Annotated in this window: 11 protein-coding genes and 1 pseudogene; 10 read left to right on the top strand and 2 right to left on the bottom strand. The window is 48.4% G+C overall.

Annotation, left to right across the window (positions count from 1 at the left end):
• Positions 1-11 precede the first annotated feature (11 nt).
• The 5 genes and pseudogenes from QD47_RS10835 (at position 12) to QD47_RS10820 (ending at position 5,550) form a co-directional block, all read left to right on the top strand.
• A complete protein-coding gene (locus QD47_RS10835; protein ID WP_044646133.1) occupies positions 12-725 on the top strand; it encodes a GntR family transcriptional regulator in 714 nt (237 codons plus the stop codon).
• Between the two features lie 136 nt (positions 726-861).
• Complete coding sequence (locus tag QD47_RS10830; RefSeq protein WP_044646132.1) at positions 862-2,445, top strand: amidohydrolase; 1,584 nt, start codon at positions 862-864, stop codon at positions 2,443-2,445.
• 2 nt (positions 2,446-2,447) lie between these two features.
• The gene (locus QD47_RS33105; protein WP_235332242.1) at positions 2,448-3,182 is read left to right on the top strand and encodes a TRAP transporter large permease subunit; all 735 of its coding nucleotides are present in this window, start codon (positions 2,448-2,450) and stop codon (positions 3,180-3,182) included.
• Positions 3,133-3,767, top strand: a pseudogene (locus QD47_RS33100) (hypothetical protein). The gene QD47_RS33105 and the pseudogene QD47_RS33100 overlap by 50 nt, the downstream one beginning before the upstream one ends.
• A 112-nt stretch (positions 3,768-3,879) precedes the next feature.
• Positions 3,880-5,550, top strand: a complete 1,671-nt coding sequence (locus QD47_RS10820) for a ribonuclease J (RefSeq protein WP_044646131.1) — start codon at positions 3,880-3,882, stop codon at positions 5,548-5,550.
• 225 nt (positions 5,551-5,775) lie between these two features.
• Here QD47_RS10820 and QD47_RS10815 read toward each other — a convergent pair whose 3' ends face one another.
• A complete protein-coding gene (locus QD47_RS10815) occupies positions 5,776-7,041 on the bottom strand; it encodes a BaiN/RdsA family NAD(P)/FAD-dependent oxidoreductase (RefSeq protein WP_044646130.1) in 1,266 nt (421 codons plus the stop codon).
• Between the two features lie 392 nt (positions 7,042-7,433).
• Between QD47_RS10815 and QD47_RS10810 the strand changes: the two genes are divergently transcribed.
• The 3 genes from QD47_RS10810 to nadE all read left to right on the top strand — a co-directional run bounded on the left by QD47_RS10810 (position 7,434) and on the right by nadE (position 10,661).
• Positions 7,434-9,173, top strand: a complete 1,740-nt coding sequence (locus tag QD47_RS10810) for a two-component system sensor histidine kinase NtrB (RefSeq protein WP_044646129.1) — start codon at positions 7,434-7,436, stop codon at positions 9,171-9,173.
• A gap of 142 nt (positions 9,174-9,315) precedes the next feature.
• Complete coding sequence (locus tag QD47_RS10805) at positions 9,316-9,750, top strand: BrxA/BrxB family bacilliredoxin (RefSeq protein WP_044646128.1); 435 nt, start codon at positions 9,316-9,318, stop codon at positions 9,748-9,750.
• A 101-nt stretch (positions 9,751-9,851) separates the two neighbouring features.
• Complete coding sequence (gene nadE, locus QD47_RS10800) at positions 9,852-10,661, top strand: ammonia-dependent NAD(+) synthetase (protein ID WP_044646127.1); 810 nt, start codon at positions 9,852-9,854, stop codon at positions 10,659-10,661.
• An 84-nt stretch (positions 10,662-10,745) separates the two neighbouring features.
• Here the strand turns inward: nadE and QD47_RS10795 are convergent, their stop codons facing one another.
• A complete protein-coding gene (locus QD47_RS10795; RefSeq protein ID WP_044646126.1) occupies positions 10,746-11,573 on the bottom strand; it encodes an alpha/beta hydrolase family protein in 828 nt (275 codons plus the stop codon).
• Positions 11,574-11,751: 178 nt separating this feature from the next.
• On the opposite strand from QD47_RS10795, the gene acpS reads away from it, so the two are divergent.
• Together acpS and mutY are read left to right on the top strand one after the other, a co-directional pair.
• A complete protein-coding gene (acpS, locus tag QD47_RS10790; RefSeq protein ID WP_044646125.1) occupies positions 11,752-12,156 on the top strand; it encodes a holo-ACP synthase in 405 nt (134 codons plus the stop codon).
• A 4-nt stretch (positions 12,157-12,160) separates the two neighbouring features.
• Positions 12,161-13,396 (top strand): A/G-specific adenine glycosylase, encoded by a 1,236-nt coding sequence (mutY, locus tag QD47_RS10785; protein WP_044646124.1) that lies wholly within the window; start codon positions 12,161-12,163, stop codon positions 13,394-13,396.
• Positions 13,397-13,430: the final 34 nt, after the last annotated feature.

Here is a 13,430-nt window from a genome sequence, read left to right as displayed (position 1 = left end):
GAGGGTATCGTATGCTAAATTCAGAACAGGCAGAGCCATTATATATTCAATTACAAAAAGCGGTCAAAACCGCTATTCATAATGGAACATTCACACAGGGAGGTCGTATACCGACCGAAACGGAGCTAAGCGAGACCTATAATGTAAGTCGAATTACCGTAAGAAAGGCAATTGCCGAATTGGTTCATGAAGGTTATCTGACCAAACGTCAAGGGAAAGGCACCTTTGTTAATGTACCCAAGATCGGTCGGAGGATTGAACATGTAATCAGCTTTACGGCTGCCTGCAAATCCAACGGGCTCTCTTCACACAGTGTGGTCACAGAACGTGAAATCCTGGAAGCAGATGAGGAAATTGCACCTCAGTTGCAGCTGCAGCAAGGAGAAAAAGTGCTATATATTCAGCGCAAAAGATACGCTGGTGATCGCCCGCTCATGCTGGAGAATAATTTTTATCCTTATGACCGATTTGCTTTTCTAATGGACGAGCAGTTGGAGGGGTCTGTGTACGAACTACTGCGTAATAAATACAGCATCGATCCCAATCAACCGGGTGAGACGATATTACAAATCTCTTTGGCAGATGAATACCAGGCAAAGCTGCTGGAGACGGCCATCGGGCAAGCATTGTTCTACATGCATACGATTATTTATGATCAGCATGGAAGCCCCGTTCATGTAGGTAAGCAGTACATCATCGGAGACCGTTATCAATTCTCAATATAAATCCGTCGCCTGTAATGCAAGGCTGTTCAGGTACGACGCAGCTTCTGCTTCCACCCAGTGGGGAGAAGCAGAAGCAATAATATAACGTTATATTACGTTATATTATTGCTGAATAAATAATGAAGGTGGTGAAAATATGCAACGGAAGAATGATGCATTGGCGGACAAGGTCCTGCTGTCAAATGCTATTTTTAATGGCTTGGAAGATGAAGCTTCACCTGGGTTTATTGCACTGCGAGGAGACCGGATTGCAGCAGTGGGACGTCCCGAAGAAGCACAAGCTTGGATAGGAGTGGAAACGGTTGTCTATGATTTGGGTGATGCCTTTGTTATGCCAGGAGTTCATGATAACCATGTATTTTTTACCGGATATATATCGATGCATCGGGGCGTGGATCTAACTCATACAGCCTCGATAGAAGAAGCAATAAAGTTAATGCTACAGGAGGCAAGCAACCTTCCGTCAGGAAAAGATGTAAACGCTTACGGATGGAGCGAGGAAAATTGGGGCAGCCTGCCTGAGCAAAGCTTGTTGGACGAGCTGTTTCCCGAGCGGGCGGTCATCGCTATTAATCTAAATAAAAGCTACTGCTGGATGAACCGATTGGCTCAGGATAAATATCAATTTTCGCCGGATCAATGCAGTGCTGAAGCACGCGCTTTGCTGCTCCAGGCTATGATGCAGGACCACAGCCTGGTTAAGCAAGAGTTTATGGAGTTTAGCCGGATGCTAGCCGCAAGGGGAGTTACTTCTATAAAAGATATTGGCTTTGACAGACATAGCGAGTTGCTACCTATTGTCAAAGAACTGCAAGATGAGGATGAACTGCTGCTCAGATTTCATTTTGCGCTTGAACCAGTCGTTGAACCGCTGGATATTTCCACGGGTACCCAATATAAAGCCCTTTATAATGGAGACCACATTCGCTTCCAAGGATACAAGCTGATGCTTGACGGTGTCGTAGCAGATCATACGGGAGACATGCTGGAACCCTACGCAGATATGCCCGGAGTAACGACGCTGAGGCCCGTTGATTACAACAAGATTGAAGAATCTGTGCTGGAAGCCGACAGTCTAGGGATCAAATGCTGCCTGACTGCGGAAGGCGATGCAGCAATTCGTCAAGCGGTATCCATGATTATTAAATGCCGTGACCGACAAGGTAATAACCATATCAGGCATTCTATTAGTGATATGGAATACCCTCATCCAGATGATCTGATCAGAATGGGTGAGCACGAAATTTTTGCTGAAGTCTACGCCCAAATCCTGCTACTGAATCCTACCTATGAAGAGGCTTATATGTCTGTTGTAGCAGGCAAAGGGAATGAATACCGCTTTTATAATTATAAATCCATGCTGGAAGCTAACGTGCCGATAACCATTGGGACTGATCTGCCCTTATTTATCACCAGTGTTCCCGATTCACTGTACTCAGCTTCTCATCGATTATTTCCGGATGGATCACCTGCTGGAGGTTGGTATCCCGATCGGGGGATGCCGCCATCCGAGGTTTTAAAGGCATGGACCATTAATGGAGCCAGACATTGTTATATGGAAGAAGTCACAGGTACGCTGGAGGCTGGGAAATATGCTGACATCGCCGTTTTTGACCGTAACCTCCTGAATGCATCTGCTGGAGATATCAGGGATGCCCAAGTGATACTGACCATTATGGGAGGGAAGGTTACTTATAACCATTCTTGGAATGAGGGATAAACATGAACACCGAGAAAAAGAAATGGAAATTATCCTTGCCCCATAGCTATACATTAATATTTTTGATTATTATCACAGTCGCCGCATTGACATGGATTGTGCCGAGCGGACAATTTGAGCGTCATGAAGTGACAGTGAACGGTGTGACCAAAACGGCGATTGTTTCGGGAACTTATCATACTGTACCCAAAACTGGTGAAAAGGGTGATTTAAGGCAGGGACTCCCACAAATTCTCGCTGCTCCAATCGAGGGGATTATCAATGCCGCCGATGTCGTCTCCTTTGTGCTTATTGTGGGTGGTGCCTTCGGGATTATTTTGCAGACAGGAGCCATTGATCGTGCCTTGACAGTTCTTGCTGGACGGCTGAAACATAAGGGGATACTGCTTATTCCCATTGCCATGGTCATTTTCAGTCTCGGAGGCTCCACCTTTGGGATGAGTGAAGAAATTATTCCGCTGTATGCAATTTTTATTCCATTGATGTTTGCCCTCGGTTTCGATTCTATGACGGCTATCCTTATTCTATTTTTGGGAACGCAGATTGGATATGTCGGTTCGACTGTAAACCCATTTTCAGTTCTGATTGCTCAGGGGATAGCAGGAGTGGATGGTAATCCTCAGCTCTGGCTGAGATTTATTGAATGGCTTGTATTTACTGCGATTTCTATTGCCTTTACGATGTGGTATGCGCACCGGGTTAAGCGAAATCCGGAAAAATCCTGTGTTTCAGAGTGATATTATAAACCGCGAGCAATTTATAAAAGAAAACACAGGTGAGAACGTCGTCTTCACGTTTCGGGACAAATTAATTATAGGCGGATTTATTGTAACGCTTGGAGCAATTGTCTGGGGAATTTTGGCCAAAGGCTGGTATATGACTGAAATCGGCGCCCTTTTCTTTGCACTCGGTATTTTTGTCGGGATAGTTACCAAAATGAGCCAGAAGGAAATAGCTGAGAATTTTGTAAAAGGGTGTGGAGAATTTATCTACGCTGCAGTGATCATAGGTTTATGTTGGTTGCACATAATATTATTACTTTCCTGGTCCCATCTTCTTCGGGGGAAGCTGCACTAACCATGCCTGTACTTGCACCGCTTGGCGATCTTGTAGGCATTAATCGTGAAGCAGTAGTCACAGCGTACCAATTCGGTAACGGGTTAACCAATCTCATTTCACCGACGGGTGGCGTACTGCTGGCAGGATTGGCCATTGCCCGGATCAGCTTTGGACAGTGGCTAAAGGTAATCCTCAAGCTATTCCCGATTCTGTGGCTAGTTGCTGTTATTTTTGCTGCTATTTCGGCAGCGGTGGGTATTTAATAAATCAAGTGTGAGCCCCTGTCTTTTAGAGACAAGGGTTTCTTTTTGTGCATAAGTTTACGTGGAAAATGAATAATATGGATAGCATTTTCCTAAGGAGGAAATAAAATTGATGCATGCTGATAATAGATTACTCATTGCTGCTCTAGGCGGTGTTAATGAAATCGGGAAAAACATGTATTTCATCCAATACGATCAGGATATTGTCGTTATCGATTGTGGCTCCAAGTTTCCTGATGAGAACTTGCCTGGTATTGACCTCATTGTGCCCGATGTCACCTATCTGCTGGAAAATCAGGATAAAGTCAGAGCGCTCATTGTGACTCATGGACATGAGGATCACATCGGAGGTATTCCTTATTTACTGAAGCAGATCAACATTCCCGTTTATGGGACAAAGCTCACCATCGAATTGATTAAGATTAAGTTAAGGGAACACAACCTTTTACGTGATGCTGAGCTTCATCTTATAGATGCGGATTCAACCGTTCAAGCGGGAACGATTCAGGCATCCTTTTTCACCACCGTGCACAGCATCCCTGATTGCTTGGGCATCTTTTTTCAGACACCGGAAGGAAATGTGGTCCATACTGGAGATTTCAAATTCGATATGTCTCCCGTCAGTGGACCTTTCCCCGATCTTCATCGCATGGCCGAAATTGGAAAACAAGGGGTTAAAGTGCTTCTTTCCGAAAGTACAAATGCCGAAAGACCGGGATTTACTCCTTCAGAGCGTTTGGTTGGCGGACATATTCTGGACGCATTCGCCAGAGCCAAACAGCAAGTATTTATTTCTACGTTTGCTTCCAATGTTAACCGTGTCCAGCAAGTCATTGACGCGGCTGTGGAAACAGGCAGGAAACTCGTTTTACTGGGACGCAGCATGATAAATGTGGTGTCAGTGGCTAAGGAGCTGGGTTTCTTGCACATGCCTGAGGACTTGTTGATTGAGGCGGGAGAAACAGAGCGGTTTCCTGCAGAAGAAATTGCTATTTTATGTACAGGAAGTCAGGGTGAGCCGATGGCTGCACTGTCCCGACTAGCCAATTCCTTGCATCCCAGAATCGAAATTTTGCCTGGTGATACTGTAATCATTGCTGCAGGAGCCATACCCGGGAATGAACGGAATCTTTCCCAAGTCATTGATAACCTGTACGTACTGGGCGCCAACGTTATTTATGGATCAGGCAGCACCACAGGGATGCACGTATCCGGTCATGGCAGCCAGGAAGAGTTAAAATTAATGATGACCCTGATGAAACCCGAGTATTTGATTCCCATACACGGTGAATTCAGGATGTTGTATCAGCATCGTCAGCTAGCGGAGTCTGTGGGGATACCGATGGAGAATGTATTTATCGTCCATAACGGTGACACTATTCAAATTGAAGAGGGAAGGGCATCCCTGGGGCCCAAAGTACCAGCCGGCAATAGCTTGGTAGACGGGTTGGTAACAGGTGACGTGGGTAATATTGTACTGCGAGACCGTAAAAAGCTTTCTTCAGACGGAATGCTGATTATTGTGATGACGTTGAGCAAAAACGAGAAGCAAATGCTCGCAACACCAGAGGTCATTTCAAGAGGCTTTGTATATGTTAAGGATTCCGAAGAGCTCATGCGCCAGATCCACGACACGATTATGTCCACAGTGAACGAGTTAACAGAAATCGAAATGAGTCAGTGGGGACTGATTAAGCAGATGTTAAAAGATGATGTTGGTCGGTTTATTTACGGTCAGACGAAGAGAAGACCCATGATTTTACCTATCATTATTGAGGTTTAAGAAAATGGCATAGATTTTGGTCGTTACGCCTTCAATTAAAAAAAGACTTAAATCAGTAATACGAATGATTTAAGTCTTTTTCATTTCCCTTTCCTACCTCCCCAAAAAACGAGGATGCAGTGGCGGTTTGCAGCGTAGCGGAAGATTTGAATCTGGAGAAGCAACAGCGATCGTAAGATCAAAGCCTACGCGTAGCGTCTCCACACTCCTAAAGCAAGCCCGCTCCTACAGCATTTCGTTTAAAGCCGCCTGTGTTCCCGCCGTATGCCCCGTGGTAAACGCCGCCGTAATATTATAGCCGCCCGTGTACCCGTGAATATCCAAAATCTCGCCGCAGAAAAACAATCCCGGCATCAGCTTGGACTCCATCGTTTTCGGATTGATTTCCTTCAAATTTACACCGCCTCCGGTAACGAACGCCTCCTTCAGAGAGAGCGTACCGTTCACCCGAATCGGAAATGCCTTGATTCGATGGGCTAACTCCTGCCATTGCTGCTTTGGAATATGATCGTACGTCAAATCCTCACGCAGCTCGGTTTGCTGGAGCAGCAGCGGAATCAGGCGTTCCGGTAAATAAGGCTTGAGTACGTTTTTAATTGCTTTTTTGGCATCTGCTGCCGCCAGCTCCAGTGTTTCACGGTAGACTTCATCGGCATGCTTATGAGGCTGCAAATCCAGAGTCAGCAGTACCGTGCTAGTCTTATCCTTTTTCATCCCTTTAACGACAAACTGGCTGCATCGCAAGGCGGAGGGACCAGACAGGCCAAAGTGTGTGAAAATCATGTCTCCCTCGTGGGTGATTACCTTCTTTTGCTTCGCATTCCACACGGTCAGGCTGATATTGCGCAAGGATAGCCCCTGTAGCTCCTTCGTCTGAATAAAGGTCTCACCTGATGTCAGCGGTACCTCCGTTGGATACAGCTCGGTAATCGTATGTCCTGCTTGCTCGGCCCATGCGTAGCCGTCACCTTCCGAGCCTGTATGCGGAACAGATTTGCCGCCGACCGCGACAATAACGTTGCGGCTGCGAAGGGTTTCCCCGGAACGCAGTCTTACCCCCGCAGTATGGCCTTCTTTGTATAGAACCTCCTGTACGGGGCAACCCGTCCGAATGTCGACTCCTTGAGAACGAACCTTGTTGACCAAAGCATCGACAACTGTTTTGGCCTTATCCGTCACCGGAAACATACGCCCGTTGTCTTCTTCCTTTAAGGCTATGCCCAGTTGTTCAAAAAAGGCGATGATATCCCGGTTGCCAAAAGCCGCCAGCGCACTGTGCAGAAAACGGCCATTGCCGGGGATATGCCGGATCAGCTCGTCCAGCTCTTTTGCATTCGTGACGTTGCAGCGCCCTCCACCGGAAATACCCAGCTTTCGTCCGAGTTTATTTCCTTTTTCGAGTAAAAGCACCTTGGCGCCCTCACCGCTGGCTGCCGCAGCGGCCATTAATCCGGCTGAGCCGCCTCCAATCACAATAACGTCGTATGTCATGAACCTCTTCCTTTTTGTTGAAAAATTTTTCGAAAACTCAAAATAGGGTACCAGGATTTTCACCATATCGTAATACCGTTACCTTAGATACACATTATCGCTGTATTTCTGTATAAAGATATACCATATCATAATCTTGGGTATCTGATTGCATTTGCTCTAGAGTACAATATATAGATCAACAAAGGTATCTTAGTCCATATATGGATAGTAGAAGTCATCATCTCGATTTTTCCTGAAAATACGTAAAGACGTTATCTGTATATCTATTTGGTGTTTCGCAGATTTTGTCGTTCTATACCGGGATTTTAACACATATATTGTAATATATTGTAGCCTGTGCTTTAATTCAACTAACGGCGTCAAGGAAAGATGATGAGGGGGAGAAGTCCTTGTTAATTGCGTTGAAGGAAAGTGTGCTTCAAGTTCTCCTTGCCGTGATGTCGGCGGGTTTTTTCTCTATATTAACGGATTATGGGGATAAGAAAAAGGTTTGGGGTGGCAATCTGCTTTCCGGATCTAATCAAGGGATCCTTTTTTGGTGTTGCTTGCCAGCCATATTGCTATGTTCGCTCTTTCAATATCAGTCTCCTTATGGCCTACCTTCCAATCTGGGGATTATCCCCCTCGCTGTTGGCATCATGTACGGCAGACGGCGCACCGCATTTATTCTTGCCGCTTCTGCGCTGGTCAGTGTTCTGATTATAGCCCAGTCTACGGCAATGTCGCCAATGTATGTGGGTACGGGTTTTATTCTTTTTCCTTTTATGCTGCTGCACGTCAAGTTCTTTCAAAGAGGTACATTGTTGGACAAAAAACTTCTTATTTCTGCTTATGTTGCGGCTGATATGCTGTTTAAGGCGTTATTCTCGCTACTGTGGAGCAAACAGGATGTTTGGGTATATGTTCCTGATCTCCTTACGACGCTTTGGAACATTGCAGCAGGTGTGCTGGCAAGCTTTTTGGTCGTCAGTCTGATGCAAAATGCCTTCGAGAAGCTGGCGTTGCGGCGGGATGTGACCGAGTTTACGAGCAAATATTTAATTGAAGCCGATAAGCTGCGTCAAGTTATGGATCTGATGCCGTTAGCTCTGGTCACTCTGGACAGCGAAGAACGGGTTATACATATGAACAAAACGATGCTGGAACTCTATCGGGACGTCGATCCGTTTATTACGCTGCCTGAGGTGGTGGGTCGTCCTTTGACATCGCTGTTGGGTTTTAGCACTGCACCAGTGGTCAATGAGCGGGTTGCGAGGGCTCTTGAAGGAGAGGCGGGTGCTGATTTTATAAATGTGCCTCCCAAAGTGTTTTTCTCAAGCTTCCTTCCCATTCGTGATAAACATGTAAGCAAAACGACTGGTGTCATTATCGCCTTGCAGGACATTACAGAGCTGGAGACACTGCGCAGCGAGCTGGGTAATTTCGAGAGGCTTAGTCTGGTCGGACAGATGGCGGCAGGCATTACTCATGAAATACGCAATCCAATGGCGGTTGTGCGCGGATTTTTACAGCTCATGCGCGAAAAGAGTCCCGACTCCCTCGGTCACTACTACCGTATTGTGATGGAGGAGCTGGATCGGGCGAACGGAATTATTAACGATTTTCTGTCACTTGCCCAGAACCGAATTGTCGAGAAGGAACAATGCCATCTACATGATATTATCCGTGAACTCACTCCTCTGCTGTGGGCAGATGCCAATCTGAGAGGACAGACGATCGAGCTGAAGCTGGAGGATCATGTCGCAATGCTGCATTTGAACTCTAAGGAAATGAAGCAATTGCTGCTCAATCTGTCGCGTAATGCGATGGAGGCTATGGGGGATAAAGGTGTGCTGACGATTTCAACGCATGAAGAGGGCGATTTTGTGGAGCTGGAAGTGAAGGACACGGGTCCCGGTATTCCGCAAAATCAGCTTGAAAAGCTGTTCCAGCCTTTTTACACGACCAAAACGAAAGGTACAGGTCTGGGCCTGGCCTTATGCCAAAGTATTGTAGAGCGTCATCACGGTACGATTACCGTAGATTCGGTGGAGGGAATGGGAACGCAGTTTAAAGTTCGATTGCGCAGAACCATTCCAACTCACAGGGATCATTCTGAATCACCTTCCATGAATTCCATACAGAAATAATTGTACAAATATATGTCTGGATTTTTGCAAATTGCGTGAAAAAGATTGTATAATAAAGATTAGACGTCCATGTCTTTAACACGGCAGAGGCTGAAATTAAGCAACGTAATATACATGATTTTTCGAAAAGGAGTGAACGAATATGTCGATGTCTTTTGATCAATATATGAGAGATTCTGTTCAGCCGATGCGCGAAGAACTGACAAGTCTCGGAATTCAGGAGCTGCGTACTCCGGAAGATGTGGAGGCCAAGCTGCCTGATGCCAAAGGTACAGTGCTGGTCGTTGTGAACTCGGTGTGCGGTTGTGCCGCAGGTCAATGCCGTCCGGGTGTAGCCGAAGCGCTGAAGCATGATATTACACCGGATCACCTGTACACGGTTTTTGCTGGTCAGGATAAGGAAGCAACGGCGAAGGCACGCGAATTTTTCGCACCATATCCGCCATCTTCTCCTTCGATCGCGCTGTTGAAAGACGGCGAACTGGTTCACTTCATCGAGCGTCATCAGGTGGAGGATCGTTCGGCAGATCAAATCGCTGCTGATTTGACCAGTGCATTTGACCGTTTTTGCCGGTAAAACAGCTCAAGCTAGGCCCCGCATTTTTCGCTTGCGAAACTTGCCGGGGCTTTTGCATGTTGGCTTGTGAAGGAAATTCCTAAAAAAGAGGTGCTTATCTGATGAGTTTGCAGGAACAGATTATTGCTGAATTGGGAGTACAACCTACCATTAACGTAGAGGCTGAGGTCCGCAAGCGTGTGGATTTCCTCAAGACGTACGTCACGAAAACCGGAAGTAAGGGTCTGCTGATCGCCATCAGCGGCGGGATCGACAGTGCCGTAGCGGCTGCCTTGTGCAAACAGGCTACGGATGAGCTGACGCAGGAGCAGGGCGAAGAGTACAAAACGCTTGGAGTATTTCAGCCGTATGGCAAGCAGGAAGATATCGAGCATAGCTACGCGGTAGCCAAAGCGTTTGACCTGAAATATGCTGGGGAAACGAACATTCAGGAAGCGGTGGACAAGGTTGCCGTGGAAGTAGAGCATTCGTTGAAGGATATCGGTCTTGAGCGTTCCATTACTCCGCAAGTGAGAGGGAATGTGAAGGCGAGAACACGTATGGTGGTTCAGTACGCGCTTGCGAATGAGCTGAATCTGCTCGTTGTGGGTACGGATCATGCCTCGGAAGCCATCACAGGCTTTTATACCAAATGGGGCGATGGTGCCGTTGATATCACGCCGCTCAGCACGCTGAACAAACGTCAGGTGCGTTTGCTGGCGAGTTACCTGGGAGTTCCGCAGGCCATTTTGGACAAAGCCCCTACAGCGGGATTGTGGGAAGGCCAGACGGATGAAAAAGAACTGGGCATCTCTTACGAAGCGAACAGCGACTATCTGGAAGGCAAGGAAATTGATCCGGCGGCACGTGAAAAGCTGGAAAGCTTCTTCACACGCACAGCGCATAAGCGGACAAGCATTCCAGGCATTTAAGCAGCGAACAATTATGGAATTGTAAAATAATAATGCGGCGATCCGCCCGGCGGATCGCCGTTTATTTTGGCAACAGGTTGTAGCTTAATTAGTAATCCATTCAATAAAGCGGCGGGTTTCGGTAATCGCCTGATCCAGCGGAAGGCTGCTTCCCTGGAACGGGTGAACGGTATTGAAGGTATGATTGCCCCCTTGAATTTGCACCCATTCAATATCAGGACGAACCGAGGTAAGCAGGGCAGAGCCTTCACGCAGGCGTTTGGAATCATCGGTACCCTGAATGAGTACGGCAGGCAGTTGGCTGTCTTTAAGCCTGTCCACGATGGCAAAGCGTTGGCGATTTTGCTCCAGATCTTCCAAAATAACAAGATCCAGCGGAAGCTGCTGCCCGGTTCTGGCGTTTGATACGTAGCTGCGCCCCTTGGTCCGCATTTCTTCTTTTTGCGGCAAGGTGAACAGGTCCAGGTCAGTCACGCCATTCCATGAAATGACGCCTGAAACCTCGTCCGGATGATCCAGCGCATATATGAAGCAGCTTCCCGCACCTCGGCTGTGTCCTAACAGAAACAACGGCAGTTCTCTGAACTCGTGGCGTGCTCGCAGATTTGTCAGCAATACGTCCAAATCCTCTTGTTCCCGGCTGTAGGTGTTCCGTGCGAACTTTTCCAGCTCGGTAAAATTCGTTAGATCCTCACCTATGCCGTTATGTGAAAAGTTGAAGGTTACGACATGGTTGTCTGTGCTCAAGGCTTCTGCTATATAGGGGAACATGCCCCAATCCTTGAAGCCCTTATAGCCATGAGCGATGACGAGCAAGCTTTTGGCTGTATTTTTGGCGGGAAACCAGGAAGCCCGGATTACCGCTTCTGTTCCTGCTTCCGTACCTGCTTCAATAACGAGTGATTCTGACATCCTATCCTTCCTTTCTACGGGAATTTTAAATGGGCATATAAGCTAAATCAACATTCGCAAATAGCCTCTCTTATTTTAACATATTTTGGTGTCGCTTTTACGGCTTTGTGACTCGCCATGATGTGGACACGCTGTTACAATAGGGGCAGTAAAGTATAAAAGGACGGGGAATACCCAAATGATCTACGGAATCGGACATGATGTGCTGGAAATAAGCCGGATGGCTGACATATTGGCAGGCAAGTATGCAGACGCTTTTTTAAATCGGGTGTTGACCCCGGCTGAACGCGACCTTGCTGTGGAGCGAAGGGGCAGGCTGGCGGAGTTTGTAGCAGGGCGCTTTGCCGCGAAGGAAGCGATAACGAAAGCCTTTGGCTGCGGAATCGGGCAGATCATCGGGTTCGGCGATATGGATATTTTACCGGAGCCTGGGGGCAAGCCAGCGGTTTATTTGTCTGCTCCTGCGTGGGACAGACTGGGGCTGCCGGGTGCGGGCAGCTCGGATTACAGCATTCACCTGAGTATTACACATCAACCCAACATTGCCTCTGCTTTTGTGATTGTTGATTATAAGGAGACGTGATGTGATGACTACCCATACATTGGAACAAAAACGTTATTTCAGCTTCGAGCTGCTAAATTGGTATACACGAAGCAAGCGGGATTTGCCGTGGCGCCGCCATAGGAATCCTTTTTACATCTGGATCTCGGAAATTATGCTTCAGCAGACGCGTGTGGATACGGTGATTCCGTATTTTAACCGCTTTATTGCACGCTTTCCTACGATTGAGGCGCTGGCGGAAGCACCTGAGGAGGATGTGCTTAAGCTGTGGGAAGGGCTGGGATATTATTCCCGAGCCCGGAATTTGCAAACGGCGGCGAAACAAGTGGTTGAGCTTCACGGCGGAGAGGTGCCGGATGATACGCAAGCTGTCGCCGCTCTGAAAGGCGTAGGTCCATATACGACGGGAGCGATTATGAGCATCGCCTTCAATCGGCCGGAGCCTGCTGTGGACGGTAATGTGATGCGAGTGCTGTCGCGCTATTTCCTGATTGAAGAGGATATTATGAAGGGCAGCACGCGAGCGCATATGGAAAGTCTGGTAAGGGAGTTGATCCCCGAAGGGAGAGCCTCCGACTTCAATCAGGCACTGATGGAGCTGGGTGCGCTGGTCTGCACGCCGAAGTCGCCCCAGTGCCTGACCTGCCCGGTCATGGAGCATTGCTCGGGCCGATTGGCAGGCCGCGAGGAGACGCTGCCGGTCAAGACGAAGGCGAAGCCGCCGCGGCTGGAGCCGCGTTCCGTCGCCCTCATCGAGGGCAGCGGCGCGAATGCAGGCCGCCTGCTCGTGCGTCAGCGCCCGGCCAAGGGCCTGTTGGCCCGCATGTGGGAGCTGCCGCACGAGCTTGTCGGGCCGGAGGGCTACAACGGCCCGGTGCCGGATGAGCCAGCCATGGATCACCTGGCGGCTCATTTGCTGGCGGAGGGCGTGCTCGCCCGTCCGGTGCGGTTCGTACGTGAGGCGGAGCACACGTTCAGTCACATTCACTGGAACCTGCGTGTGTTCCAGTGTGAAGAGGTCGCCAGCCCTGTCGGAGAGGCGGGCGGACAGTCGCTGGCTGCCGAGCAGCGGGCAGGCTACAGCACCGGCGGTGCGAAGCCGGGTGCGTTGCTCGCGCTGGCGGAGCAGGAGGAGCGCACGGCGCCGCCGGCGGGGTACCGCTGGATCAGCGAGGCCGATATGGACACCTTGGCGTTTCCCAAGGTGTTCCTCGATCTGATCACCGAATATTTTGCAAAGCAAAAAGGGACCTTGGTGTAGGTCCCCAAGCTGTCGGGAGAAGTCCCGGCAGCTT

The organism is Paenibacillus terrae, from assembly GCF_000943545.1.
Classification (GTDB): domain Bacteria; phylum Bacillota; class Bacilli; order Paenibacillales; family Paenibacillaceae; genus Paenibacillus; species Paenibacillus terrae_A.
Note: the sequence above shows the minus strand (reverse complement) of the source record. Positions and strands in the feature narration are given on the sequence as shown.

Coding starts and splice junctions, on each gene's coding strand:
- QD47_RS10835 (WP_044646133.1), top strand. CDS start 12: ATGCTAAATTCAGAACAGGCAGAGCCATTATATATTCAATTACAAAAA.
- QD47_RS10830 (WP_044646132.1), top strand. CDS start 862: ATGCAACGGAAGAATGATGCATTGGCGGACAAGGTCCTGCTGTCAAAT.
- QD47_RS33105 (WP_235332242.1), top strand. CDS start 2,448: ATGAACACCGAGAAAAAGAAATGGAAATTATCCTTGCCCCATAGCTAT.
- QD47_RS10820 (WP_044646131.1), top strand. CDS start 3,880: ATGCATGCTGATAATAGATTACTCATTGCTGCTCTAGGCGGTGTTAAT.
- QD47_RS10815 (WP_044646130.1), bottom strand. CDS start 7,041: ATGACATACGACGTTATTGTGATTGGAGGCGGCTCAGCCGGATTAATG.
- QD47_RS10805 (WP_044646128.1), top strand. CDS start 9,316: ATGTCGATGTCTTTTGATCAATATATGAGAGATTCTGTTCAGCCGATG.
- nadE (WP_044646127.1), top strand. CDS start 9,852: ATGAGTTTGCAGGAACAGATTATTGCTGAATTGGGAGTACAACCTACC.
- QD47_RS10795 (WP_044646126.1), bottom strand. CDS start 11,573: ATGTCAGAATCACTCGTTATTGAAGCAGGTACGGAAGCAGGAACAGAA.
- acpS (WP_044646125.1), top strand. CDS start 11,752: ATGATCTACGGAATCGGACATGATGTGCTGGAAATAAGCCGGATGGCT.
- mutY (WP_044646124.1), top strand. CDS start 12,161: ATGACTACCCATACATTGGAACAAAAACGTTATTTCAGCTTCGAGCTG.